This is a genomic window from Micromonospora sp. DH13, from assembly GCF_020873825.1.
Lineage (GTDB): Bacteria > Actinomycetota > Actinomycetes > Mycobacteriales > Micromonosporaceae > Micromonospora > Micromonospora haikouensis.
In genome coordinates, this window is sequence record NZ_JAHWGR010000009.1 from 23,348 (window position 1) to 47,942 (window position 24,595).

The 24,595-nt window shown below is 71.5% G+C and carries 23 protein-coding genes; 16 read left to right on the forward strand and 7 right to left on the reverse strand.

Going from position 1 to position 24,595, the window contains the following annotated elements:
* Window positions 1-3: 3 nt before the first annotated feature.
* The 5 genes from LPA42_RS11280 to LPA42_RS11300 all read left to right on the forward strand — a co-directional run bounded on the left by LPA42_RS11280 (window position 4) and on the right by LPA42_RS11300 (window position 5,838).
* On the forward strand, window positions 4-1,644 hold the full coding sequence (locus tag LPA42_RS11280; protein ID WP_077938357.1) for an ABC transporter substrate-binding protein: 1,641 nt from the start codon (window positions 4-6) through the stop codon (window positions 1,642-1,644).
* 147 nt (window positions 1,645-1,791) lie between these two features.
* Window positions 1,792-2,718, forward strand: a complete 927-nt coding sequence (locus LPA42_RS11285) for an ABC transporter permease (protein WP_077938358.1) — start codon at window positions 1,792-1,794, stop codon at window positions 2,716-2,718.
* A gap of 75 nt (window positions 2,719-2,793) precedes the next feature.
* The gene (locus tag LPA42_RS11290; protein ID WP_077938359.1) at window positions 2,794-3,777 is read left to right on the forward strand and encodes an ABC transporter permease; all 984 of its coding nucleotides are present in this window, start codon (window positions 2,794-2,796) and stop codon (window positions 3,775-3,777) included.
* A gap of 26 nt (window positions 3,778-3,803) precedes the next feature.
* Window positions 3,804-4,832, forward strand: coding sequence for an ABC transporter ATP-binding protein (locus LPA42_RS11295; RefSeq protein ID WP_077938360.1), 1,029 nt, complete (start codon window positions 3,804-3,806; stop codon window positions 4,830-4,832).
* The gene (locus LPA42_RS11300) at window positions 4,825-5,838 is read left to right on the forward strand and encodes an ABC transporter ATP-binding protein (RefSeq protein ID WP_077938361.1); all 1,014 of its coding nucleotides are present in this window, start codon (window positions 4,825-4,827) and stop codon (window positions 5,836-5,838) included. The genes LPA42_RS11295 and LPA42_RS11300 overlap by 8 nt, the downstream gene beginning before the upstream one ends.
* 108 nt (window positions 5,839-5,946) lie before the next feature.
* Here LPA42_RS11300 and LPA42_RS11305 read toward each other — a convergent pair whose 3' ends face one another.
* On the reverse strand, window positions 5,947-6,291 hold the full coding sequence (locus tag LPA42_RS11305; RefSeq protein WP_077938362.1) for a chorismate mutase: 345 nt from the start codon (window positions 6,289-6,291) through the stop codon (window positions 5,947-5,949).
* Between the two features lie 338 nt (window positions 6,292-6,629).
* On the opposite strand from LPA42_RS11305, the gene LPA42_RS11310 reads away from it, so the two are divergent.
* Window positions 6,630-7,010, forward strand: coding sequence for a hypothetical protein (locus tag LPA42_RS11310; protein ID WP_144082693.1), 381 nt, complete (start codon window positions 6,630-6,632; stop codon window positions 7,008-7,010).
* Between the two features lie 134 nt (window positions 7,011-7,144).
* Here LPA42_RS11310 and LPA42_RS11315 read toward each other — a convergent pair whose 3' ends face one another.
* On the reverse strand, window positions 7,145-8,995 hold the full coding sequence (locus LPA42_RS11315) for a bifunctional UDP-sugar hydrolase/5'-nucleotidase (protein WP_077938364.1): 1,851 nt from the start codon (window positions 8,993-8,995) through the stop codon (window positions 7,145-7,147).
* Between the two features lie 213 nt (window positions 8,996-9,208).
* Between LPA42_RS11315 and pcrA the strand changes: the two genes are divergently transcribed.
* Both pcrA and LPA42_RS11325 read left to right on the forward strand, forming a co-directional pair.
* Window positions 9,209-11,608 (forward strand): DNA helicase PcrA, encoded by a 2,400-nt coding sequence (gene pcrA, locus LPA42_RS11320; protein ID WP_077938365.1) that lies wholly within the window; start codon window positions 9,209-9,211, stop codon window positions 11,606-11,608.
* Window positions 11,609-11,622: 14 nt separating this feature from the next.
* Entirely contained in the window at window positions 11,623-12,072 is a 450-nt protein-coding gene (locus LPA42_RS11325) for a tetratricopeptide repeat protein (RefSeq protein WP_077938366.1), read from the forward strand.
* A 54-nt stretch (window positions 12,073-12,126) separates the two neighbouring features.
* On the opposite strand, the gene LPA42_RS11330 is transcribed toward LPA42_RS11325, so the two are convergent.
* A complete protein-coding gene (locus LPA42_RS11330; RefSeq protein WP_228986538.1) occupies window positions 12,127-12,915 on the reverse strand; it encodes a M23 family metallopeptidase in 789 nt (262 codons plus the stop codon).
* A 273-nt stretch (window positions 12,916-13,188) separates the two neighbouring features.
* Window positions 13,189-13,902, reverse strand: a complete 714-nt coding sequence (locus tag LPA42_RS11335) for a M23 family metallopeptidase (protein WP_077938368.1) — start codon at window positions 13,900-13,902, stop codon at window positions 13,189-13,191.
* Between the two features lie 392 nt (window positions 13,903-14,294).
* Between LPA42_RS11335 and LPA42_RS11340 the strand changes: the two genes are divergently transcribed.
* From LPA42_RS11340 to sucD, 3 genes are all read left to right on the forward strand, one after another.
* Entirely contained in the window at window positions 14,295-14,699 is a 405-nt protein-coding gene (locus LPA42_RS11340; protein ID WP_043965699.1) for a cobalamin B12-binding domain-containing protein, read from the forward strand.
* Between the two features lie 423 nt (window positions 14,700-15,122).
* Window positions 15,123-16,301, forward strand: coding sequence for an ADP-forming succinate--CoA ligase subunit beta (gene sucC / locus LPA42_RS11345; protein ID WP_043965701.1), 1,179 nt, complete (start codon window positions 15,123-15,125; stop codon window positions 16,299-16,301).
* Between the two features lie 2 nt (window positions 16,302-16,303).
* Window positions 16,304-17,191, forward strand: coding sequence for a succinate--CoA ligase subunit alpha (sucD, locus tag LPA42_RS11350; RefSeq protein WP_077938369.1), 888 nt, complete (start codon window positions 16,304-16,306; stop codon window positions 17,189-17,191).
* Between the two features lie 82 nt (window positions 17,192-17,273).
* On the opposite strand, the gene LPA42_RS11355 is transcribed toward sucD, so the two are convergent.
* Entirely contained in the window at window positions 17,274-17,537 is a 264-nt protein-coding gene (locus tag LPA42_RS11355) for a hypothetical protein (protein WP_043965704.1), read from the reverse strand.
* Between the two features lie 159 nt (window positions 17,538-17,696).
* Here LPA42_RS11355 and LPA42_RS11360 point away from each other — a divergent pair, with 159 nt between their 5' ends.
* Complete coding sequence (locus LPA42_RS11360; RefSeq protein WP_077938370.1) at window positions 17,697-18,977, forward strand: DUF6350 family protein; 1,281 nt, start codon at window positions 17,697-17,699, stop codon at window positions 18,975-18,977.
* A 126-nt stretch (window positions 18,978-19,103) separates the two neighbouring features.
* Here the strand turns inward: LPA42_RS11360 and LPA42_RS11365 are convergent, their stop codons facing one another.
* Both LPA42_RS11365 and LPA42_RS11370 read right to left on the reverse strand, forming a co-directional pair.
* Entirely contained in the window at window positions 19,104-19,637 is a 534-nt protein-coding gene (locus tag LPA42_RS11365; protein WP_077938371.1) for a DUF4190 domain-containing protein, read from the reverse strand.
* Window positions 19,638-19,666: 29 nt separating this feature from the next.
* Window positions 19,667-19,921: a CD225/dispanin family protein gene (locus tag LPA42_RS11370; RefSeq protein WP_228986539.1), complete on the reverse strand. Its 255-nt coding sequence runs from the start codon at window positions 19,919-19,921 to the stop codon at window positions 19,667-19,669.
* Window positions 19,922-20,216: 295 nt separating this feature from the next.
* On the opposite strand from LPA42_RS11370, the gene purN reads away from it, so the two are divergent.
* The 4 genes from purN (at window position 20,217) to mdh (ending at window position 24,549) form a co-directional block, all read left to right on the forward strand.
* Complete coding sequence (purN, locus tag LPA42_RS11375) at window positions 20,217-20,837, forward strand: phosphoribosylglycinamide formyltransferase (protein WP_077938372.1); 621 nt, start codon at window positions 20,217-20,219, stop codon at window positions 20,835-20,837.
* Window positions 20,834-22,405 carry a bifunctional phosphoribosylaminoimidazolecarboxamide formyltransferase/IMP cyclohydrolase gene (gene purH, locus LPA42_RS11380; protein ID WP_077938373.1) on the forward strand — a complete coding sequence of 524 codons (1,572 nt, stop codon included), beginning with the start codon at window positions 20,834-20,836 and terminating at the stop codon, window positions 22,403-22,405. The genes purN and purH overlap by 4 nt, the downstream gene beginning before the upstream one ends.
* A gap of 132 nt (window positions 22,406-22,537) precedes the next feature.
* A complete protein-coding gene (locus tag LPA42_RS11385; RefSeq protein WP_043965711.1) occupies window positions 22,538-23,398 on the forward strand; it encodes a bifunctional methylenetetrahydrofolate dehydrogenase/methenyltetrahydrofolate cyclohydrolase in 861 nt (286 codons plus the stop codon).
* Window positions 23,399-23,598: 200 nt separating this feature from the next.
* Window positions 23,599-24,549, forward strand: coding sequence for a malate dehydrogenase (mdh, locus tag LPA42_RS11390; protein ID WP_043965712.1), 951 nt, complete (start codon window positions 23,599-23,601; stop codon window positions 24,547-24,549).
* Window positions 24,550-24,595 lie beyond the last annotated feature (46 nt).

Consider the following 24,595-nt stretch of genomic DNA (forward strand, 5'->3'; position numbering starts at 1 on the left):
GGAATGAGAGTCTCGAAGCGGGCGAGTGGCGCGATCGCGCTGGGCGCGGCTTTCGCGCTCGTCGCGTCCGGCTGCTCCAGCAGCGACGGAGAGGGTGGCGAAGCCACCAGCGCAGACGGCGCGATCACGGTCGACGGCACCGAGCCGGAGAACCCGCTGGTTCCGTCGAACACCACCGAGACCGGTGGCGGCAAGATCATCGACTGGATGTGGACCGGTCTGGTCGAGTACCCCAACAACGGTGGTGCCCCGCAGAACGCCCTGGCCGAGTCGATCGAGACGGCCGACTCCAAGGTCTACAAGATCAAGATCAAGCAGGACACGAAGTTCCACGACGGCACCGTCGTCAAGGCCAAGAACTTCGTGGACGCTTGGAACTGGGGCGCCTACTCGCCGAACGGCGCGCAGAACTCCAGCTTCTTCGCCGACATCGAGGGCTTCGCCGACGTCAACACGGCGGACCCGGACGGCCCCGAGGGCCCGCAGAAGGCCCCGGAGCCGAAGGCCAAGGAGATGTCCGGCCTCAAGGTCGTCGACGACTGGAACTTCGAGGTCACGCTCGCCGCGCCGACCGCCGTGTTCCCGACCAAGCTCGGCTACAGCACCTTCATGCCGCTGCCGGACGCCTTCTTCTCGGGCAGCGCCGAGGAGTTCGGCAAGAAGCCGATCGGCAACGGGCCGGTCAAGTTCGTGTCCTGGGAGAACAACGTCCAGATCAAGCTGACGCGGTTCGACGACTACCAGCTGCGCGACAAGATGAAGGTCAAGGACGTCACCGTCAAGATGTACCAGGAGGACACGGCCGCGTACAGCGACCTGGTCTCCGGGAACCTCGACTTCATGCAGCAGGTGCCGGTCGCAGCCCTCGCCGGCGACAAGTGGAAGTCGGACCTCGCCGACCGCGCCATCGCGTCGACCACCCCGTCGACCGGCATCATCGCCTTCCCGATCTACGACAAGCGCTTCCAGAACCCGAAGCTGCGTCGCGCCATCTCCCTGTCGATCAACCGGCAGGAGATCACCGACAAGATCTTCTTCGGTAACCGGAAGCCGGCCGACAGCTGGGCCAACCCGCTGACCCCGGGCGCGGCGCCGGGTAACTGCACCGCGTGCCAGTTCAACGTGGACGAGGCCAAGAAGCTGCTCGCCGAGGCCGGCGGCTTCTCGGGTGAGCTGGTCATGTACTACAACGCCGACGCCAGCCACAAGGAGTGGATGGAGGCCGTCGCGCAGCAGGTCAAGACCAACCTCGGCATCAACGCCCGCGCCGAGGGCGTGCCGACCTTCGCGGTGTTCCGCCAGAACATCAACGCCCACAAGATGAAGGGCGCCTACCGCGCCGGCTGGCAGCAGGACTACCCGGACGTGGAGAACTGGATCAACCCGCTCTACGTGACCGGTGGCTCCTCGAACGACGGTCTGTACAGCAACAAGCAGGTCGACGCCCTGGCCAAGGAGGCCAGCTCCGCGCCGAGCCTCGACGCCTCGCACGCCAAGTTCGCTGAGGCCGTCAAGCTCATCGACCAGGACGTTCCGTCGATGCCTATCTACTTCGGTGGCCAGCAGTCCGGCCACTCGGAGAAGATCAAGAAGATGGAGCTGAGCAACGTCGGCGAACTCGACATCACCTCGGTCGAGCTCTGATCCGTTCGGTCTGACCCCGGGTCGGGCTCACCTACCGGTGGGTCCGGCCCGGGGCCGTTCCGCGAGGAGTGCACAACACTCCCCGCCACGTTGACGTCACCCCGTGTCGGCGGTCGTCCGACGCGCCCCCTGTCAGGAGGACCCCCCATGGGCCGTTATCTGTTGAGACGGCTACTGCAACTCGTCCCGGTCTTCATCGGTACGACGTTCCTGATCTACTGGCTCGTCTGGTCCGTGCCGGGCGACCCGTTCGCCGGCAAGTGCGGCGACCGCCGGTGCCCGGACTCGTACATCAACTTCATGACCGAGAAGTACCAGCTCGACCAGTCGATCTGGGTGCAGTACGCCACCTACATGAAGAACCTGTTCCAGGGGGACTTCGGCGTCACGTACAACAACCGCGCGGTCGGCGACATCATCGCCACCGCGTACCCGAACACCCTGAAGCTCGCCGTGGTGGCCCTGGCGATCGAGGCGGTCATCGGCCTGACCGCCGGCGTCCTGACCGGCCTGCGGCGCAACGGCTTCCTCGACAACCTGGTGCTCGTCTCGACGCTCTTCCTGATCGCGCTGCCGGTCTTCGTCGTCGGCTTCGTCCTCCAGTGGCTGCTCGGCGTCAAGTGGGGCATCGTCCACCCGACCGTCTCCAGCGAGATGCGGCTGTCCGAGCTGCTCCTGCCGGGCTTCGTCCTCGGCAGCGCCTCCATGGCGTACGTCGCCCGGGTGGCGCGCACCAGCATCGCCGAGAACCGCCGCGCCGACTACGTCCGCACCGCCATCGCCAAGGGGCTGCCGATGCGGCGCGTCGTCGGCGTGCACCTGCTGCGCAACTCGCTGATCCCGGTCGTCACCCTCCTCGGCACCGACCTCGGCGCGCTCATGGGCGGCGCCATCGTCACCGAGGGCATCTTCGGCATCAACGGCATCGGCCGGGCCGTGCTCCGGGCGATCGTCACGAAGGAGAGCGCTACCGTTGTCTCCATCGTGGTGGTCCTGGTGCTCGTCTACCTCCTGATGAACCTCCTGGTGGACCTGCTCTACGCCGCTCTCGACCCGAGGATCCGCTATGAGTGAGCAGCGTCGCGAACGAGTCAAGAACGCAGCGTGCCGGGGCCACCGCCCCGGCACCGAGCGCAGCGAGGTGGCGGCATGAGTGACCCCAGCACCGCATCGATCGTCTCGACCCCGCCGGCGACCATGCCCACCGAGGCGGGCTCCGGCGCGCCCGTCGACGCCGGCCTGCCCGCGAACGCCCGCAAGGAGAAGCCGCGCGGCCTGCTCGGCGACGCCTGGCGCGACCTGCGCCGCAAGCCGCTGTTCTGGGTCTCCGCGGTCCTCATCCTGATCTTCGTGCTGATGGCGGCCTTCCCGTCGCTGTTCACCTCCGGGGACCCGGTCAACGGCGCCTTGGCCAACAGTCAGGTCAAGCCGTCCGCCGACGCCTGGTTCGGCTACGACGTGCAGGGCCGCGACGTGTACGCCCGGACGATCTACGGCGCCCGCGCCTCGATCGTGGTGGCCCTGATCTCCACCATCGGCACGCTGCTGATCGGCGGCGCGATCGGCATGATCGCCGGCTACGCCGGCGGCTGGGTCGACGCCCTGCTGTCCCGCTTCGCCGACATCTTCTTCGGCCTGCCGTTCGTGCTCGGCGCGATCGTCATCCTGACCACCTTCAACGGCGCCGGGGCGAGCAACTCCGAGTGGCAGATCATGGGCCTGGTCATCATGTCCCTGGTCGTGCTGAGCTGGCCGGTGGTGATGCGGCTGATGCGCTCCTCGGTGCTGGCCACCAAGGAAGCCGACTACATCGTCGCGGCCCGGGCGCTGGGCGCCGGCCACGGCCGGATCATTCTCAAGCACCTGCTGCCGAACTGCCTCGCCCCGCTGCTGGTCTACGGCACGATCATGGTCGGGTCGTTCATCGGCGCGGAGGCCACGCTGTCGTTCCTGGGCATCGGCCTGAAGACCCCGGTGGTCTCCTGGGGCATCATGATCAGTGAGGCGCAGAACTACATCCGGGTCTCGCCCTTCCTGCTCTTCTTCCCCTCCGCGTTCCTCGTCACCGCCGTGCTCAGCTTCGTGATGCTCGGTGAGGCGGTCCGCGAGGCCCTCGATCCGAAACTGCGCTAGGGGAGATTGAGTTGTCCGACATTCTCGTGTCCGAGCAGTCCAAGCCGGGTGCCGCCGGATCCGGCGGCCCCTCGGGTCGCCTCCTGGAGGTCGAGGACCTGCGGGTCGAGTTCCGCACCCGCGACGGCGTCGCCAAGGTCATCAACGGCGTCACCTACCACGTCGACGCGGGGGAGACCCTCGCCGTGCTCGGCGAATCCGGCTCCGGCAAGAGCGTCACGGCGCAGACCATCATGGGCATCCTCGACACGCCGCCCGGCTTCGTCACCGGCGGCCAGGTGCGCTTCCACGGCAAGGACATGCTCACCATGTCCGCCGAGGAGCGCCGCCGCATCCGCGGCGAGGGCATCGCGATGATCTTCCAGGACGCGCTCTCCGCCCTGAACCCCGTCTTCACCGTCGGGTTCCAGATCGCCGAGCAGTTCCGCATCCGGCGCGGCCTCAGCCGCGCCGACGCCAAGAAGCGCGCGATCGAGATGCTCGACCAGGTCAAGATCCCGAACGCCAAGGGCCGGTTCAGCAACTACCCGCACCAGTTCTCCGGTGGCATGCGGCAACGCGCGATGATCGCGATGTCGCTGGCGCTCGACCCGGAGGTGCTGATCGCCGACGAGCCCACCACCGCGCTCGACGTGACCGTGCAGGCCCAGATCATGGACCTGCTCGCCGAGCTCCAGCGCGAGCGGCAGATGGGCCTGATCCTGATCACCCACGACCTCGGCGTGGTCGCCGACGTCGCGGACCGGATCGCGGTCATGTACGCGGGCCGGATCGTCGAGGAAGCCAACGTCTACGACCTGTACGCCAAGCCGGCGCACCCGTACACGATGGGCCTGATCGACTCGATCCCGCGGATGGACGAGCGGGGCCAGCAGCTCCGCACCATCAAGGGCCTGCCGCCGAACCTGATGAACATCCCGCCGGGCTGCCCGTTCAACCCGCGCTGCCCCATGGCGCAGCCGGTCTGCCGGGAGAAGCTGCCACCGCTGCTGCAGATCGGCACCGACCGGGCGAGCGCCTGCCACTTCGCTGAGGATCTGGTGAACCGTGACTGAGAACATCCTCGAAGTCCGTGACCTGGTCAAGCACTACCCCGTCACCCGCGGCGTGGTGTTCAAGAAGACCATCGGGCACGTCAAGGCCGTCGACGGGGTGTCGCTGGAGCTCAAGGCCGGCGAGACGCTCGGCGTGGTCGGCGAGTCCGGCTGCGGCAAGTCCACGCTGGCCCGGGTGCTGATGAACCTGGAGCGGCCGACCGCCGGCAGCGTCAACTACAAGGGCCAGGACATCTCCAAGCTCTCCGGCGGCGCCCTGCGCCGGCTGCGCCGTCAGATCCAGCTGGTCATGCAGGACCCGTACACCTCGCTGAACCCGCGGATGACGGTCGGCGACCTGATCGGCGAGCCGTTCGAGATCCACCCCGAGGTGGCCCCGAAGGGCAGCCGGCGGGACAAGGTCAAGGAACTGCTCGACCTCGTCGGCCTGAACCCGGAGCACATCAACCGGTACCCGCACCAGTTCTCCGGCGGCCAGCGGCAGCGCATCGGCATCGCCCGGGCCCTCGCACTGCGGCCGGAGATCATCATCTGCGACGAGCCGGTGTCGGCCCTGGACGTGTCCATCCAGGCCCAGGTGATGAACCTGCTGGAGAAGCTCCAGACCGAGCTCGGTCTGTCGTACGTCTTCATCGCCCACGACCTGTCGGTGGTCCGGCACCTGTCGGACCGCGTCGCGGTCATGTACCTCGGCAAGATCGTCGAGATCGGCACCGAGGACGAGATCTACGAGCGCCCCACCCACCCGTACACGCAGGCGCTGCTGTCGGCGGTGCCGGTGCCGGACCCGACGCTGCGCGACCAGAAGGCGATCATCCGGCTGACCGGCGACGTGCCGTCGCCGGTCAGCCCGCCCTCAGGCTGCCGGTTCCGCACCCGGTGCTGGAAGGCGCAGGACGTCTGCGCCGAGCAGGTCCCGCTGCTGGAGATCCGCTCCGGCTCGGACCACCCGAGCGCCTGCCACTTCGCAGAGAAGCGCGAGATCGTCGCCAGCCACGAGGCGTGAGCCTGCCCGGCTGACCGACCGATCCCGGCTGACCTGACGAACCTTCGGCTGGCCTGCGACATCCGACCGCCTGCCGGCGTCCCCGCGACGCCGGCAGGCGGTTTCTTTCTACAGCGGGCCGCGGCCGGCGCGGAGCAACAGCAGGGCCAACTGGGTGCCGTCAGCCCCCAGTGCCTGCCGGAACCGCTCCAGGATCTCCCGCTCCCGCGACAGCACCAGCCGGGTGCCCCCGGAGGCCATCCGGGTCGCGCCGACCTCCTGCGACAGGGCGGCCCGTTCCTGCCACAGCGCGATCAACGTGCTGTCGATCTCGTCGATCCGCTCCCGGATGGCGACGATTCGCGCCGCAGCGGCCGAGTCCTCGGTCCCGGTGCCCTGAGGCGGGTTGGTGTGACCGTGGCCCGAACGGGATGGCTCCGGGCTGCTGTTCTGCTGCATCACATCTGTCATCATCGCCGTATCCCTCGGATGTCGGGCCCGGTGCCCGGATCCCGGAACGGAGAAGCCCCGGGCTCCAGAGGCCCGGGGCTTTCGTAGGTCTGATCTGGTCAGACGCGACCCACGGCTACCGGGCTTCCGGTGCCGTAGAAAAAGTAGTGGCGCTGACCGAACACGCCGTTGAGTATGCCCAGCCTGGCTGTTGGTTCGCAAGGAATCCCGCCATGCGGTCCCCGCCGACGCGCGGCGGCAGGGTGGGACGGCTCTGCGCCGCATGTAGGGGCGACATGCGGCGCGGGCGAAGTCGATGGACGGCGATCAGGAAGATCGATATAATTCCTATCAATGTAAAGGTGGCCGGTGGAGTGTGGCTGGCGGCCGACATCATGCCGGAAGGCTCGGCATCCAAGAAACGGGGTTGCATGAAGAACTGGACGAATGTGACGCGAATGGTGGCTGTCACCGCGCTGGTGGCTGGCGGTCTCGTCGGTACGGGCACCGCCGCGCAGGCTGCACCCACGAACTGCAACTCGTCTACCCTCGCCAACGGCTACTGGGTGTTCTGCGGCAGCGGCAGCGGGGAGTACCGAGCGGCCATCACCTGTTGGTACAACAACGGTGCGTCGAGCCGCAACAGGTTCGGCCCGTGGCGCCTTGCCGGTGCGCTGCCGTCTGAGGTCAGCTGCACGAGCAGCGAGGAGCTGGGCGGCTACTGGATCGAGAAGCGGGGCTGACCCGTCCAGAAGGCACCTGAGAGTCCCCGCCCCCGTTCACGGGGGCGGGGACTCTCAATTATCCCCACGTGACGGAATGAGAAGGGGCCCCTTCTCGACCGTATGCGTTAACAAGGGGCCCCTCCTTACACAGCTCAGCCGAGGCGGGTGATGCGGTTCGCCGGGCCCGGGGCGACCGGGTCGCCCGCGCCCACGTACGCCACCAGCGCGTCGACGTCGAAGCCGGGGGCGGTGGTGCGGCCGGTGCCGCCCTTCAGCTCGGTGAAGCCGTCGCCGCCGTTGGCCAGGAAGTCGTTCGTGGTGACCTTGTAGCTGGCCGCCGGGTCGATCGGGGTCCCGTTCAGCGCCAGGGCGCTCACCCGGGAGCCCGCCGGGGCGGTGCTGTCGTACGAGTAGGTCAGCCCGGCCGAGACCTGGAGGATCCGCTGGGCGGTCTGCCCGTTGAAGCCCACGAACTGCTGCTCCAGCACGTTCTTGAGCTGCGCCCCGGTGAAGGTCTGGGTGACCACGAGGTTGTTGAACGGCTGCACGGCGAACGCCTCGCCGTACGTCACCTCGCCCGGCGCCTCGCCGCCGGCCGACGCCCCGTACGACATGGAGGCCCGCACGCCGCCCGGGTTCATGAGCGCGATCTGCGCCCCGTTGCTCTTCGTGTACGCGAGCTGCGCGTCGGCGATCACGTCGCCGAGCGGGCTCTCGCCGTTGGGCAGGGCGTCGCGGACGATGTCGGCGCTGATCTTGCCGACCACCTTGTTGGCGATCGGGGCGACCGCCGTGCGGTACTTGTCGGCCAGCGCCTTCGCGCCCGCGTCCACCAGGTCGGGGTTGCGGGCGTACACGCCGGGGCTGGTCTGCTGCCAGGTGCCGTCGGCGTTGCGGACGCCGTTCTCGACGATGACGTTGCGGGCCGAGATCCCGGTGAACCGGCCGGTGCGCCGGTTGAGGGAGTAGTCGACGTCAGTGATCAGCTGGCCGTTGTTGCCGGCGCTGGTGACCACGCTGGGCTGGCCGGACGAGTTCGGCAGCGAGCACGAGTAGAACCGGTGGGTGTGGCCGGAGACGACGAGGCCGAACTCGGGCCGCAGGCCCTTGACGATGTCGACGATCGGGCCCGAGAAGTTGGCGCAGTCGGAGACGCCGGGGGTGCTCGGCGGCGGGGACTGCGCGCCGCCCTCGTGCACCAGCAGCACCATCGCCTTGACGCCGAACAGCTTGAGCAGGCCGCCCCACTTGTTGGCGGTCTCCACCTCGTCCTTGAAGGTGACGCTGGTGATGCCGGCCGGGTTGACGATGCCGGGGGTGCCCTCCAGGGTGACCCCGACGAAGCCGACGGGCACGCCGCCGACGAACTTGACGTCGACCGGGGGCAGGATCGGCAGCTTGGTCTTCTTGCTGATGGTGTTGGCTGCGAGGTAGGTGAACTTCGCGCCCTTGAAGCCGTCGCCGTCCTGGCAGCCGTCGACCGGGTGGCAGCCGCCCTTGTTGAGCCGGATCAGCTCGTCGACGCCCTCGTCGAACTCGTGGTTGCCGACGGAGCTGATCTCCAGGCCGATCTGGTCCATCAGCTCGATGGTCGGCTCGTCGTGGAACGCGGCGCTGACCAGCGGCGTCGCGCCGATCAGGTCGCCCGCGCCGACGGTGGTGGTGACCCGCCCCTCGGCCTTGGCCTCGGCGCGCAGCTTCTTGAGCCAGGTGGCGAGGTATTCCACGCCGCCGGCCGGGGTGCCGTTGACCACGGCACCGCTGCCCGCCGGCGGGTCGATCGCGCCGTGGAAGTCGTTGTAGCTGAGGAAGTTGCCCTTGACCTCGCCGCCGGTGGGCTTGGCGTAGGAGACCGAGACCGGGGCGAGGGCCGCCCAGGGGTCGGCGGCCGGGGCCGGCGCGGGCCGCGTGGCGGCCGGCAGCGTGGCGACGACAGCCAGTGCGAGGGCCGGCGCGGCGAGGTGACGCAGCACCGCCCGACCGCGCGAGCGCGGTTGACTCATGGTTTTTCTCCCAAAATCGTGTACGGGGGAGGAAGTGGGGGTTCACCAGCCATCGTTGTGGATCGGGGACGGCCGCGCCAGAGCCGGACGGGTGACGGGTTGGTCTCTTCCTGGTGTCTCCCGGTCTCCCGGTCTCCCCGCTCGCCCCGACCGGTCGCGTCGGGGGCCGCGCTGTCGGGAAGTGTCCGGCCGGCGGCATAGACTCGCCGTGCGATGCAGCCTCTCTTCGACATCCCCGCGTCCCCGTCCGAGCCCGAGCCCGCGCAGGCCCCGCCGCGCCGGTCCGGCCCGGCCGTCCGCCTCGACCCGCAGGCCCTGGTGGAGGGCCTGAACGGCCCGCAGCGCGACGCCGTCGTGCACGCCGGCTCGCCGCTGCTCATCGTGGCCGGCGCCGGCTCCGGCAAGACCCGGGTGCTCACCCATCGGATCGCCTACCTGCTGGCGGCCCGGGACGTCCACCCCGGCGAGATCATCGCGATCACCTTCACCAACAAGGCCGCCGGCGAGATGAAGGAGCGGGTGACCCACCTCGTCGGCCCGCGCGCCCGGCTGATGTGGGTGTCGACGTTCCACTCGGCGTGCGTGCGCATCCTGCGGGCCGAGCACGAGCACGCCGGCCTGAAGTCGAGCTTCTCGATCTACGACGCCGACGACTCCCGCCGCCTGATGCAGCTCGTCGCCCGCGAGCTTGACCTGGACCCGAAGCGCTACCCGGCGCGCGGGCTGGCCGCCCAGGTGTCCAACCTTAAGAACGAGCTGGTCGACCCGGAGGAGTTCGCCGGCCGGGCCAAGGGGCCCAACGAACGGGCCCTCGCCGAGGCGTACACGCTCTACCAGCGGCGGCTGCGCGAGGCGCACGCGCTGGACTTCGACGACCTGATCATGACGACGGTGCACCTGTTCCAGTCGCACCCGCACGTCGCGGAGGGCTACCGCCGCCGGTTCCGGCACGTGCTGGTCGACGAATACCAGGACACCAACCACGCGCAGTACACGTTGATCAAGGAGCTGGTCTCCGGCACCGAGGGCGTCGAGCCGGCGGAGCTGTGCGTGGTCGGCGACGCCGACCAGTCGATCTACGCGTTCCGGGGCGCGACGATCCGCAACATCCTGGAGTTCGAGCGGGACTTCACCGACGCCCGGACGATCCTGCTGGAGCAGAACTACCGCTCCACCCAGACCATCCTCAACGCCGCCAACGCGGTGATCGACCGCAACACCTCCCGCAAGCCCAAGCGCCTGTGGAGCGACGCCGGTGCCGGCGAGCAGATCGTCGGATACGTCGCCGACACCGAGCACGCCGAGGCCGACTGGGTGGGCCGGGAGGTCGACCGGCTGGTCGACGACGACGAGGCCCGCCCCGGCGACGTGGCGGTGTTCTACCGCACCAACGCCCAGTCCCGGGTGTTCGAGGAGGTGTTCATCCGGATCGGCCTGCCCTACAAGGTGGTCGGCGGGGTGCGCTTCTACGAGCGCAAGGAGGTCCGCGACGCTCTGGCTTACCTGCGGGCGGTGGTCAACGACGACGACACGGTCAGCCTGCGCCGCATCCTCAACACCCCCCGCCGGGGCATCGGCGAGCGCGCGGAGGCGTGCGTGGAGGCCCTGTCCAGCCGGGACCGCATCTCCTTCGGGGCGGCCCTGCGCCGGGCGGGCGACGCGCCGGGCATCTCCACCCGGGCGGCCAACGGCATCGGCGACTTCGTGGCGCTGCTCGACGGGGCCCGGGAACTGGCCGAGACCGGCACCCCGGAAGAGGTGCTGGAGGCGCTGCTGACCCGTTCGGGCTACCTGACCGAGCTGGAGGAGAGCCTCGACCCGCAGGACGCCGGCCGCGTCGACAACCTCCAGGAGCTGGTGAGCGTCGCCCGGGAGTACACGGAGCGGGTCGAGGCGCTGGGGGAGGAGGGGGAGCGGGCCACCCTCGCCGGCTTCCTGGAGCAGGTGGCGCTGGTCGCCGACGCCGACCAGATCCCCTCCGACGACCCCGACCACCAGGGCGTGGTCACCCTGATGACCCTGCACACCGCCAAGGGGCTGGAGTTCCCGGTGGTGTTCCTGACCGGGCTGGAGGACGGCGTCTTCCCCCACCTGCGCGCGCTGGGCGACACCCGGGAGCTGGAGGAGGAGCGGCGGCTGGCGTACGTGGGGATCACCCGCGCGCGGCAGCGCCTCTACCTGTCCCGGGCGGTGACCCGCTCGGCGTGGGGGCAGCCGGCCTACAACCCGCCGTCGCGGTTCCTGGAGGAGCTGCCGCCGGAGCTGGTCCGCTGGGAGCGCACCGAGGGGACGTACACCTCGTGGGGTGGCGGTGGCGGCGGCGTCGGCGGGCGCGCGGACCGCACGCCGCGCGGCGGCGGCTTCACCGGGGGCACCCCGAAGGCCGCGCAGCTCGCCAAGCGGCTCGGCGTCGACGGCAGCCGGCTGGCCACGGCCAGCGAGCTGCCCCAGGGCCCGAAGGTCGCGGCCGGGGACCGGGTCAACCACCAGCGGTACGGCCTGGGCCGGGTGCTCGCCGTGGAGGGCCACGGCCCGGGGGCGCGGGCGCAGATCGACTTCGGTGACCAGACGATGTGGCTGGTGCTGCGGCACGCCCCGATCGACAAGCTCTGAGCCGGCCGACGACCATGGACGAGACGCTCACCCGGATCAACGAGGGTGTGCAGTTGCACCACCAGCAGGGCCGGCGCGAGGCGGCCCGCGACCTGTTCGCCCAGGTCTGGGAGGAGATCGGCGGGGAGCGGGGCGATCCGCTGCACGTGTGCGTCCTCGCGCACTCGATGGCCGACGTGCAGGACGACGTCCACGAGGAGCTGCTCTGGGACCAGCGTGCCCTGGCGGCGGCCGACCTGCTCACCGACGACCGGGTGGCGCAGGCCGGGGTGCCGATGTCGGTGGCCGCTCTCTATCCGTCGCTGCACCTCAACCTCGGTGAGTGCTACCGCCGGCTCGGCGACCTCGACCGGGCCCGCGAGTGCCTCCGGCAGGCGCGGGCGGGCATCGGCGCGCTCGGCGACGACGCCTACGGGGAGCTGATCCGGGGCGGCCTGGACACGCTGGCGCGGCAACTGGGCTGACCGGTGCGCCGGCCGCCGGTGGTTCCCTTCGGCGGCCGACGCGTCGCCGGGCGGTCAGCAGGCCACGTCGATGCCCCGGGCGCGCAGGAACGGCGCGGGGTCGATCTGGTTCCACATCTGGCCCTGGTGCACCTCGAAGTGCAGGTGCGGGCCGGTCGAGTCGCCGGTGGAGCCCTCGTAGCCGATGACCTGGCCCGCCTTGACCTTGTCGCCGACGCCGACGGCGGTGCGGCTCTGGTGGGCGTAGTGGGTCAGGTAGCCGTTGCCGTGGTCAACGAAGACGGAGATGCCGTAGCCGTCGCCGACGTCGCCGGCCTTCACGACCGTGCCTGCGGCGGCGGCGTGGATCGGGGTGCCGGCGGGCATGGCGAAGTCGATGCCGGCGTGCAGGGCACCCCCGCGCGGGCCGTAGCAGGAGGTGATCGTCGCCCCCGCCATCGGGATGACCCAGGCGGGTGCGGGCTTGCTGGTCTTCTTCGGCGCGGGCTTCGGGGTCGGCTTGGGCTTGGGCTTCGGCTTGGCGGTGGCCTTCGTCGCCGTCGGGCTGGGGCTGGCGCTCGACGGGCTCGGCGAGACGGTGCTGGGGCTGGCGGCGGGGCTGGCCGACTCGCGGGCGGCGCGGTCGGCGCGGGCGGCGGCCTCGGCGCGGGCCGGGGCGTCGACCGCCACCGTGGCGGGGGCCGGGGCGTCGCCGGCGGTGGTGGCGACGGCGGCACCGGCGAGACCGAGCCCGAGCAGGGCGACCGCGCCGACGACCAGGGCCCGGGTGCCGGGCCGGGGGCGCATCCGGTGGCGGGCGGGCGCGTCGGGGGTGCTGCTGTTGCGGATGTTCTCTTCGTGCACGGCGGACCTACACCTTCGAGGGGACGTGGACCTCGAAATACTGGTGTTCGTGCTGGTGAGGAGGCGGGTGGGGGGACTGGGGAACCGGCGTGGGCGCGGGAGGACGGTGTCCGTAGCGTCCCGTGGTCGACCCGCCCGTCCGGATAATTGATCACCAGCGATGTGTGGCTGGTCACATCAGGGCCTGTGACGCAGCAGACATTCCGGCGCGGGCGCAACACGAAGAACCGCCCGGATCGGCTGATCCGGGCGGTCAACGGTCGATGCGTAGCGTCAGGAAGCGGCTACGTCGCTGTAGTACAGCTCGATTTGCATCTTGATGTCCACTCCGCGCTCCAGCAGCCACGGCACCGGGTCCAGCGGGTCCCCGTTGACATGGATCTCCAGGTGCAGGTGGGAGCCGTAGGAGTGGCCCGTGTTGCCGACCAGGCCGAGCTGGTCGCCGGCCTTGACCTGCTGCCCCTCCTTGACGCTCACCGCGGAGGAGTGGCCGTAGATGGCCTCGGTGCCGTCGGCGTGCTTGACGATCACCGCGTAGCCGTAGCCGCCGAACCAGCCGGCCTTGGTGACGGTGCCCTCGTGGATGGCCACGTACGGGGTGCCCTCGGGGGCCACCAGGTCGATCCCGGTGTGCAGCTTGCCCCAGCGCATGCCGTAGGGGGAGTTGAAGTCGTAGCCCTGCAGCGGCAGGAGCCAGGTCTCCTGCTCGCCGGCCGCCTTCGTCTCGACCCGGCTGTCGCGGGAGGCCCGGTCGGCGGAGTCCGCGCGGGCCGCCGCGTCCTGGCTGGTGATGGAGGCCTGCTTCAGCTCGTCGAGGACCGACGGGCTGACGCTCTTGGCGTCCGGCAGGGCTCCCGCGCCGATCGCGACGATGCCGGCACCGACGAACGCGGTGGTGACGACGGCGGCGTAGCGGCTCCGCGGCGGGGTGGGTACGCGGCGGCGGCCGCGATATCGATCGGGCTCAGACGACAGGCGCTGGCGCACGCACACCCTCCGTTGTCGGGGTTCCGATGCGGTCGGCCGGCGCTCGTGAAGCGGTGGTGAACGTCGGCTGGCCGCGTCGTCACCCGTCCGTGGACCTGATGACAACCGTGGACACGGTAGCCAACCACCACGCCCGTCACAAGCCAGACGGGGTAATTGGCGTGTCGATCTGTCCGTTTACGTCCTTTATTGTCACGCCTCGTCACTTGGTCATACGTGCCCTCACCTGCCCGTTCGTCGCGCACCGTGACCGCTGTCGCCCGAATGTCCGACCCCCCGCCCCGGACCCCTAGGCTCCTCCTTCGAAGGGCCGGTCGGATTCCCTGCCGACGACCCGCCGGGTTACCGTTCGTTCAGGTGACAGTCGTAGCGCCCTCGAAAGGTGTCCGCTGATGAGCTCTCGTATCCGGGTCGTCGTCGCGAAGCCGGGCCTCGACGGCCACGACCGGGGGGCCAAGGTCGTCGCCCGCGCCCTCCGCGACGCCGGCATGGAGGTCATCTACACCGGCCTGCACCAGACCCCGGAGCAGATCGTCGAGACGGCCATCCAGGAGGACGCCGACGCGGTCGGGCTCTCGGTGCTCTCCGGCGCGCACATGACCCTGTTCCGGCGGGTCGTCGAGCTGCTGGGCGAGCGGGACGCGCAGGACATCGTCGTCTTCGGCGGCGGCATCGTCCCGGACGCCGACATCCCCGAGCTGGAGCAGCTCGGCGTCAAGAAGATCTTCACCCCGGGCGCGACCACGCAGTCGATCGTCGAGTGGGTGCGGGCCAACGTGGCCCAGCCGGTCGCCTGACCCGCGCCCCGGCACCTTTCCCCGGGCAGGGGGAGGGGCCGGACGCACCCCTCACACGTCCGGCCCCTCTATGCACGATGCCCCGCCGCCACCCCTCGACCGACAGGGCATCGGCCGTCTCCCGTCTTCGCGCTCAGCAGCGCTCCGACACCTGACTCAACGACGCCCTGACCGTGGGGTTACGCCGACCTGGGAACATCGTCTGCGGAATTCCCACGCGCGCTGTTGCGCACCCCGCCGACGGCCGCGATCCCGCTGGTTGTGGAGTAGGGCACACCGCGCACCCGCTCGGTTGCCGCCGGTGCCGACCTCGCTAGGCTGCGCCCAATGGCCTGTTTCAACTGATGACAGGCGTCAAACTGATTCCACAACGCTGGTGGCGGCGCGACGGCGCGCCGCGGAGACGGGACGGGACGCGCAATCGTGGACCTGTACGAGTACCAGGGGCGGGACCTGTTCGAGCGGCACGGCTTGCCCGTGCTGGCCGGCGGCGTCGCCAACACCCCGGAGGAGGCCCGCGCGATCGCCGAACGCCTCGGCGGCCGGGTGGTCGTCAAGGCACAGGTGAAGGTCGGTGGCCGTGGCAAGGCCGGCGGCGTCAAGCTGGCCGAGGGCACGGATGAGACGGTGGCCCGCGCCACCGACATCCTCGGCATGGACATCAAGGGTCACACGGTCCACAAGGTCATGATCACCGTGACGGCGGACGTGGCCGAGGAGTACTACTTCTCCTACCTGCTCGACCGGGCGAACCGCACCTTCCTCTGCATCGCCAGCGTCGCCGGCGGCATGGACATCGAGCAGGTCGCCGCCGACACCCCGGACAAGGTCGTCAAGGCCCCGATCGACGCCGTCAAGGGCGTCGACGAGGCGAAGGCCCGCGAGATCGTCACCGCCGCCGGCTTCCCGGCCGACGTCGCCGACCAGGTCGTCGAGGTCGCCGTGGGCCTGTGGCAGGCGTTCGTCGCCGAGGACGCCACGCTGGTCGAGGTGAACCCGCTGGCCAAGACCGGCGACGGCAAGCTGCTGCTGCTCGACGCGAAGGTCACCCTGGACGAGAACGCCGCGTTCCGGCACCCGGACCACGAGGCGCTCGTCGACCAGGCCGCCGTGGACCCGCTGGAGCAGGCCGCGAAGGAGAAGGACCTCAACTACGTCAAGCTCGACGGCGAGGTCGGCATCATCGGCAACGGCGCGGGCCTGGTCATGTCCACCCTCGACGTCGTGGCCTACGCGGGCGAGCGGCACGGCAACGTCAAGCCGGCCAACTTCCTCGACATCGGCGGCGGTGCGAGCGCCGCGGTGATGGCCAACGGGCTGGAGATCGTCCTGTCCGACCCGTCGGTGCGCAGCGTCTTCGTCAACGTCTTCGGCGGCATCACCGCCTGCGACGAGGTCGCCAACGGCATCGTGCAGGCGCTGGCCCTGCTGGAGCAGCGCGGCGAGAAGGTCACCAAGCCGCTCGTCGTCCGGCTGGACGGCAACAACGCCGAGGCCGGCCGGGCGATCCTCGACGGCGCGAACAACCCGCTGGTGCAGCGGGTCGACACCATGGACGGCGCGGCCGAGCGGGCCGCCGAGCTGGCGGCTGCGGGGGTCTGACAATGGCTATCTGGCTGACCAAGGACTCGAAGGTCATCGTGCAGGGGATGACCGGCTCCGAGGGTTCCAAGCACACCCGGCGGATGCTCGCCGCCGGCACGAACGTCGTCGGCGGCACGAACCCGCGCAAGGCGGGCCAGAGCGTCGACTTCGACGGCACCGCGCTGCCGGTCTTCGCGACCGTCGCCGACGCGATGGCCGAGACCGGCGCCGACGTGACGGTCATCTTCGTCCCGCCGCAGTTCACCAAGGCCGCCGTGATCGAGGCGATCGACGCCGGGATCCCGCTGGCCGTGGTCATCACCGAGGGCGTGCCGGTGCACGACACCGCCGCCTTCTGGGCGTACAACGTGGCCAAGGGCGAGCGCACCCGGATCATCGGGCCGAACTGCCCCGGCATCGCCTCGCCGGGCGCGTCCAACGCCGGCATCATCCCGGCCGACATCACCGGCTCCGGCCGCATCGGCCTGGTCAGCAAGAGCGGCACCCTGACCTACCAGATGATGTACGAGCTGCGCGACATCGGCTTCTCGACCTGCGTCGGCATCGGCGGTGACCCGATCATCGGGACCACCCACATCGACGCCCTGGCCGCGTTCGAGGCCGACCCGGACACCGACGCCATCGTGATGATCGGCGAGATCGGCGGCGACGCCGAGGAGCGGGCCGCCGAGTTCATCAAGTCCCACGTCACCAAGCCGGTGGTCGGCTACATCGCCGGCTTCACCGCGCCCCCCGGCAAGACCATGGGCCACGCCGGCGCGATCATCTCCGGCTCGGCGGGCACCGCCGAGGCGAAGAAGGAGGCGCTGGAGGCCGTCGGCGTGAAGGTCGGCAAGACCCCGACCGAGACCGCCAAGCTCATGCGGGAGATCATGTCCGCCGGCTGACCGCCGCGAGACGCGCCGAGGGGGTCGACCGAGCCGGTCGGCCCCCTCGCGTCGTCACGGTGCCCGATCGGTGCAGTGACGGTCAGTTGTTGTTCCAGAACGGGTAGTTGCCGCTCGCCCGCAGGATCGCGCTGCCGATGATGTTGATCACGCCGAACGCGATGGCGAGGTAACCCAGCACCGGGGACTGGCCGTACCGCTTGGCGTCCCGGATCGACAGGTACCCGAAGATGATCCCCAGGATGCCGCAGCAGAGCAGGCCCAGGATGATGCCGAGCACGCCCCACAGCGTGGTGCGGTCCCGGCCCCCGGCCTGCGCAGGGGGCGGTGGATACGGAGCATTCACGGCTTCCTCCGAGCGGTCCGCGGCCGCGACAGGAATTCGCGTCCTGGGGCCGAGGCTAGACCGGATCGGGGGTGCCAGGTCGGTGGATCACCGAACTTCCGGCCGGTCGGGGGCGGTATCGGACTGCCCGCGACGGCGCGACGTGCCAGAGTAGAGCCGATGTCCTCCGTCACCCCTGACCAGCCCCGCCGCCCGGCCGCCAGGGTCGGCGCCGACGCCCGGCCCGCCGGCCGCGTCCCGGGCCCCCGGGGGCCCGCGCCCCGGCCCGGGGAGTCCCCCCGCGGTCGGGCCCCGCTCGCGGTGGCCGCCGGGGTCGCCGCAGCCTGGGCCGCGCTCACCTCCTACCTGCCGGTCGCCCTCGTGCTCGGGCTCGCCCAGCTCACCGAGGACGCCGGCTCCGTCACCGGCGCGCTGCGCGCCGGGCTCGCCGGCTGGCTGCTCGGCCACGGCGTCCCGCTCACCACCGACGCCGGGCCGTTCGGCTTGACCCCGCTCGCGCTGACCGCGCTGGCCGTCTGGCGGCTCACCCGCGCCGGGGTGCACGCCAGCCGGGCCATCGGGGCGCGGGGCGGGGGCTCCCCGCGCCAGGCGCTCACCGCCGCCAGCGCGGTCGGCATCGGGTACGCGCTGCTCGGCGCGCTCGCCGCCGTGCCCGCCGGTGCCGCCCCGGCCCGCGCCGGGGCGACGTTCGCCCTCGTCGGCACGCTCGCGGCCCTGGCCGGGGCGCTGCGGACCACCGCCGTGGCCCGCCTGCTCGCCGCCCGGGCCCCCACGCAGCTCCGGGACGGGGTGCGCACCGGCCTCGTCGCCGGGCTGCTGCTGCTCGGCGCGGGGGCCGGAGCAGCGGGGCTCGCGGTGGCCACCGGGGGCGGCGACGCCGCCGACATGATCGGCGCCTACCGCACCGGGGTGGCCGGGCAGGCCGGGATCACCCTGGTCAGCCTCGCCTACGCGCCGAACGCGACGATCTGGTCGGCCAGCTACCTGCTCGGCCCCGGGTTCGCCGTCGGCGTCGACACCGCCGTACGCACCAGCGAGGTCTCCGTCGGCGCGCTGCCGGCCGTGCCGCTGCTGGCGGGGCTGCCCAGCGGGCCCGTCGACGGCTACGGTGCGGGCCTGCTCGCCGTGCCCGTCCTGGCCGGTATGGCCGCCGGGTGGCTGCTCGCCCGCCGGCTGCTGCGGATCGCCGCCGAGGACCGCGCCGAGGTGGCCTGGCCGGCCCTGCTCGCCCCGGCGGCGCTGGCCGGCCCGGTCGCCGGGCTGCTGCTCGGCGCGCTCGCGGCGGTCTCCGGCGGCCCGCTCGGCGGCGGCCGGCTGGCCGAGATCGGCCCGGTCGGCTGGCAGGTGGCCGGGGTGGCCACCGCCGTGATCGCGGCCGGTGCCCTGCTCGGCGCCGCCGCCACCCGCGCGCTGCGCGGGAAAGGAAGGGCCCCCTCTTAACGCATACGGTAGAGAGGGGCACCCCGCTCACACCTGCGCGAGGCGGGCGGGATGCGTCGAGGGGCGCCCCGGAGAACTCCGGAACGCCCCTCGCATGCCGTGCGACCAGGTGGCCTGGTGCCCGCCTCAGGTGGTGGGCAGGCTCACGTTGCCCACGATGCCGAGGATGAACAGCAGGACGCCGAGCCCGGCGCCGATCGCACCACAGATCAGGCCGGTCTTGGCCTGGCTGCCGTTGCTGGCCAGCCCCTGCGCCGCCTTCTGCTGGCCCAGGTAGCCGGTGACCACGGCGGCGATGCCGACCGGGACGCCCAGGTAGAGGCAGCAGACCAGCGGGATCGACGCGATGCCGAGGATCATCGACACCAGGCCGAGGGTGTTGTTCTGCCCCTGCGGCTGCGGGTAGCCGGCGTTCGGGTAGCCCGGCGCGGCCCCGTAGGGCGGCTGCTGAGCATACGGGTCCTGCCCGTACGGCTGGCCCGAGGTGGGCTGCCCGTACGGCGGCGGGGGCGGCGAGGCGTACGGGTCCTGCCCGTACGGCTGACCCGATGTCGGCTGCTGCCCGTACGGCGCCGGGGGCGGCGGGGCGTACGGGTCGTGGTACTGCGGCTGGTTCGGGTCGTGGGGCTGCTGGCCGTACGGGTCCTGACCGGGCTGCATGCGTCGGTGCTCCTTGCTTCGGGCTGCTGTCAGTAGCTGCTGGTGCTGCTGGCTCCACCCATGATCCCGGCAAGACCACCCAGCGCGCAGCACACGAGGACGATCACGAGCCAGACGATGCCGACGATCAGGGCCCACTTGGACCACTTCTTCGACTCGGCCGCCGCCGCCTGCGCCCCCGCGTAGTCACCCTGCTGGATCAGCGGGTTGACCTTCGACGCGTTGATGATGGCGGGGATGGCCAGCGGCCAGAAGAGGAAGATGGCCACGATGGACATCGTCATGTTGTTATTGATCTGTTGCGGTTGGGGGGACTGGTAACCGGGCTGCATCCTGGGTGCTCCTCATTCCGTCGACACACCGCGCGTGTCGCGTCACTGACAGGTGCGGGACCCGGCCTGCGCCGGGCACCGAGCGACCGGCAGCGTACAGGGTCCGGGCGACAGGAAGTGTCACCGATTTCGGCCCGGACCTGGCCGCCCCGCGGGTTGCTGTGCGGCCCCGGGCCGTCTGCCCCGCGCGGCCCCGACCTGGACGCCCGCCCGGGGGTGGGCCCGACCTGCCCGATAGGGTGGCCGCGTGACCGAGCCCGCGTCCGTCGCCCGCATCGTCGTCCTCGTCTCCGGCTCCGGGAGCAACCTCCAGGCGCTGCTCGACGCCGCCGCCGACCCCGCGTACGGTGCCCGGGTCGTCGCCGTGGGCGCGGACCGTGACGGGATCGCGGGCCTGGACCGGGCCGCCGCCGCCGGGGTGCCGACCTTCGTGGAGCGGGTGAAGGACCACCCCACCCGGGCGGACTGGGACGCCGCGCTGACCAGGCAGGTCGCCGCGCACCGCCCCGACCTGGTGGTCTCCGCCGGCTTCCTCAAGCTGGTCGGCCCGGAGTTCCTCGTCGCCTTCGGCGACCGCTACCTCAACACCCACAACACGCTGCTGCCGGCGTTCCCCGGCATCCACGGCCCCCGCGACGCCCTCGCCTACGGCGTGAAGATCACCGGGGCCACCCTCTTCTTCGTCGACGCCGGCATGGACACCGGGCCGATCGTGGCCCAGGTCGCCGTCCCCGTGTGCGACGACGACGACGAGGAGACGCTCACCGAGCGCATCAAGTCCGCCGAGCGGCGCCAGCTCGTCGAGCAGGTCGGTCGGCTGGTCCGCGAAGGTTGGACGATCACCGGAAGAAAGGTCACGGTCCCGTGAGTTCCAGTCAGGACGAGCGCCGCCCGATCCGGCGGGCGCTGGTCAGCGTCTACGACAAGAGCGGCCTGGTCGAGTTGGCCCAGGCCCTGCACGCGGCCGGCGTGGAGATCGTCTCGACCGGCAGCACCGCGTCGACCGTCGCCGCCGCCGGGGTGCCGGTGACCCCGGTGGAGTCGGTGACCGGCTTCCCCGAGATCCTCGACGGCCGGGTCAAGACCCTGCACCCGCTGATCCACGGCGGGCTCCTGGCCGACCTGCGCAAGCCCGCGCACGCCGCCCAGCTCGACGAGCACGGCATCGCCGGCATCGACCTGCTGGTGTCGAACCTCTACCCGTTCCAGGACACGGTCGCCTCCGGCGCCGACGTCGAGGAGTGCGTGGAGCAGATCGACATCGGCGGGCCGGCGATGGTGCGCGCCGCCGCCAAGAACCACGCGTCCGTCGCGGTGGTCACCGACCCGGCCGCGTACCCGGAGCTGGTGGCCGCCCTCGGCGCGGGCGGGTTCACCCTGGCCCAGCGCCGGGTGCTGGCGGCCCGCGCGTTCGCCGCCATCGCCGAGTACGACGTGGCCGTGGCGCAGTGGTGCGCGGCCACGCTCGCCCCCGACGCCGCCGGGTGGCCGGAGTTCGCCGGGCTGTCGCTGCGCCGCTCGGCGGTGCTGCGCTACGGCGAGAACCCGCACCAGGCCGCCGCCCTCTACGCCGACCCGGCCAGCCCCGCCGGCCTGGCGCAGGCGGAGCAGCTGCACGGCAAGGAGATGTCCTACAACAACTACGTCGACGCGGACGCCGCGTGGCGGGCGGCGAACGACTTCGCCGACCGGCCGGCCGTGGCGATCATCAAGCACGCCAACCCGTGCGGGATCGCCGTCGGGGCCGACGTCGCCGACGCCCACCGCAAGGCGCACGCGTGCGACCCGGTGTCGGCGTACGGCGGGGTGATCGCCGTGAACCGGCCGGTGACCGCCGAGCTGGCCCGGCAGGTCGCCGAGGTGTTCACCGAGGTGCTGGTGGCGCCGGGCTTCGACGAGGACGCGCTGGAGCTGCTGCGGGCGAAGAAGAACCTGCGGCTGCTGCGCGCCCCGGCGTACGCCCCGCTGCCGGCGGAGTGGCGGCAGGTCACCGGCGGGATGCTGGCGCAGACGCGCGACGCCGTCGACGCCGACGGGGACGACCCGGCCAACTGGCGGCTCGCCACCGGCGAGGCGGCCGACGAGGCCACCCTGCGCGACCTGGCGTTCGCCTGGCGGGCGGTGCGCGCGGTGAAGAGCAACGCGATCCTGCTGGCGAAGGACGGGGCGACCGTCGGCGTCGGCATGGGCCAGGTCAACCGGGTCGACTCGGCGCAGCTCGCCGTCACCCGGGCCGGTGCCGACCGGGCGGCCGGCTCGGTCGGCGCCTCCGACGCGTTCTTCCCGTTCGCCGATGGCGCGCAGGTCCTCATCGCGGCCGGGGTGAAGGCGATCGTCCAGCCGGGCGGCTCGATCCGCGACGAAGAGGTCGCCGCCGCCTGCAAGGAGGCCGGCGTCACGCTCTACCTCACCGGCACCCGCCACTTCTTCCACTGACCCCGCCAGCTCGACCCGCCGATCCTGGCGGGTCGAGCCGCTGATGCCGCCGCCGCGCCCCGCCCCGCTGCCTCGACCGGCCCGCCCCGGGTCCGCAGGCAGCGGGGCGGGCGGGCGTGAGACGATCTGGGCGTGACGGCGACGATCCTGGACGGCAAGGCGACCGCGGCGGAGATCAAGGACGAGCTGCGGGCGCGGGTGAAGGCACTGGCGGAGCGGGGCGTCGTCCCCGGGCTGGGCACGGTCCTGGTCGGGGCCGATCCAGGCTCCCAGGCGTACGTCAACGGCAAGCACCGCGACTGCGCCGAGGTGGGGATCGCCTCGATCCGCCGCGAGCTGCCCGCCGACGCCACCCAGCAGCAGGTCGACGACGTCCTCGCCGAGCTGAACGCCGACCCGGCCTGCCACGGCTACATCGTGCAGCTTCCGCTGCCCGGTCACCTGGACACCCAGCGGGCGCTGGAGATGATCGACCCCGACAAGGACGCCGACGGCCTGCACCCGGTCAACCTCGGCCGGCTGGTCCTCGGCTACGACGGCCCGCTGCCCTGCACCCCGCGCGGCATCGTCGAGCTGCTCCGCCGGCACGACGTGCCGCTGCGCGGCGCGAACGTCGCCGTCGTGGGCCGGGGCAACACCGTCGGCCGTCCGCTGGGCCTGCTGCTGACCCGGCGCAGCGAGAACGCCACGGTCACCCTCTGCCACACCGGCACGCTCGACCTCGCCGGCCACACCCGCGCGGCCGAGATCGTGATCGTCGCGGCCGGGGTGCCGGGCCTGCTCACCGCCGACATGGTCACCCCCGGCGCGACGGTGGTCGACGTCGGCATCACCCGGGTGATCGGGGCGGACGGCAAGGGCCGCTACACCGGCGACGTCGACCCCGAGGTCGCCGAGGTGGCCGGCAAGGTGGTCCCGATGCCCGGCGGCGTCGGCCCGATGACGCGCGCCATGCTGCTGACCAACGTCGTCGAGCGGGCCGAGCGCGGCTGAGCCCCCGCCGGTCCGGCGCGGCCGGGTCGTCCCGCCCTGCCGGGCCGGGCGCGGCTGAGCCCGACCCGGCAGCCGCCGGGGCGAACCCGGCGACGGTGACGTTCGCCCCATCCCGCCGATGGCCGCCGCCCCTGGCCGGTGGGCTGCCAGGATGACTGATACGGTCCGGAAAACGACTGGTAACAGGGAGTGGGACGACCATGGGTAAGAAGGTCACTGTCGTCGGGGCCGGCTTCTACGGCTCCACCACCGCGCAGCGCCTGGCCGAGTACGACGTCTTCGACACCGTCGTGATCACCGACATCGTGGAGGGCAAGCCCGCCGGCCTGGCCCTGGACCTCAACCAGTCGCGGGCCGTCGAGGGCTTCGAGACCAAGGTCGTCGGCGTCACCACCGGCCCGAACGGCGAGGGCTACGAGGCCATCGAGGGCTCGGACGTCGTGGTGATCACCGCCGGCCTCCCGCGCAAGCCGGGCATGAGCCGGATGGACCTGCTGGAGACGAACGCCAAGATCGTCCGCCAGGTCTCCGAGAACGTCGCCAAGTACGCCCCGAACGCCGTCGTCATCGTCGTGTCGAACCCGCTCGACGAGATGACCGCGCTGGCCCAGCTCGCCACCCAGTTCCCCAAGAACCGGGTGCTCGGCCAGGCCGGCATGCTCGACACCGCCCGGTTCACCAACTTCGTCGCCGAGGCGCTCGGCGTGCCGGTGCGGTCGGTGAAGACGCTGACCCTGGGCTCGCACGGCGACACCATGGTCCCGGTGCCGTCGCAGAGCACCGTTGACGGCAAGCCGCTGCGCGAGGCCATGCCGGCCGAGCAGATCGAGGAGCTGGTCGTCAAGACCCGCAACGGCGGCGCCGAGGTGGTCGCGCTGCTGAAGACCGGCTCGGCCTACTACGCCCCGTCGGCCGCCGCCGCCCGGATGGCCAAGGCCGTCGCGGAGGACTCCGGCGAGGTCATGCCGGTCTGCGCCTGGGTCGACGGCGAGTACGGCATCTCCGGCGTCTACCTGGGCGTCGAGGCCCAGATCGGCGCCGAGGGCGTCAAGCGGGTCGTCGAGACCGACCTCGACGCCGATGAGCTGGCCAGCCTCAAGGAGGCCGCCGAGGCCGTCCGCGCGAAGCAGGCCGACGTCGCCAGCATGTGAGTTCCGCGGAAGGGGCGGGCCGGCGACGCCGGGCCCGCCCCTTCGC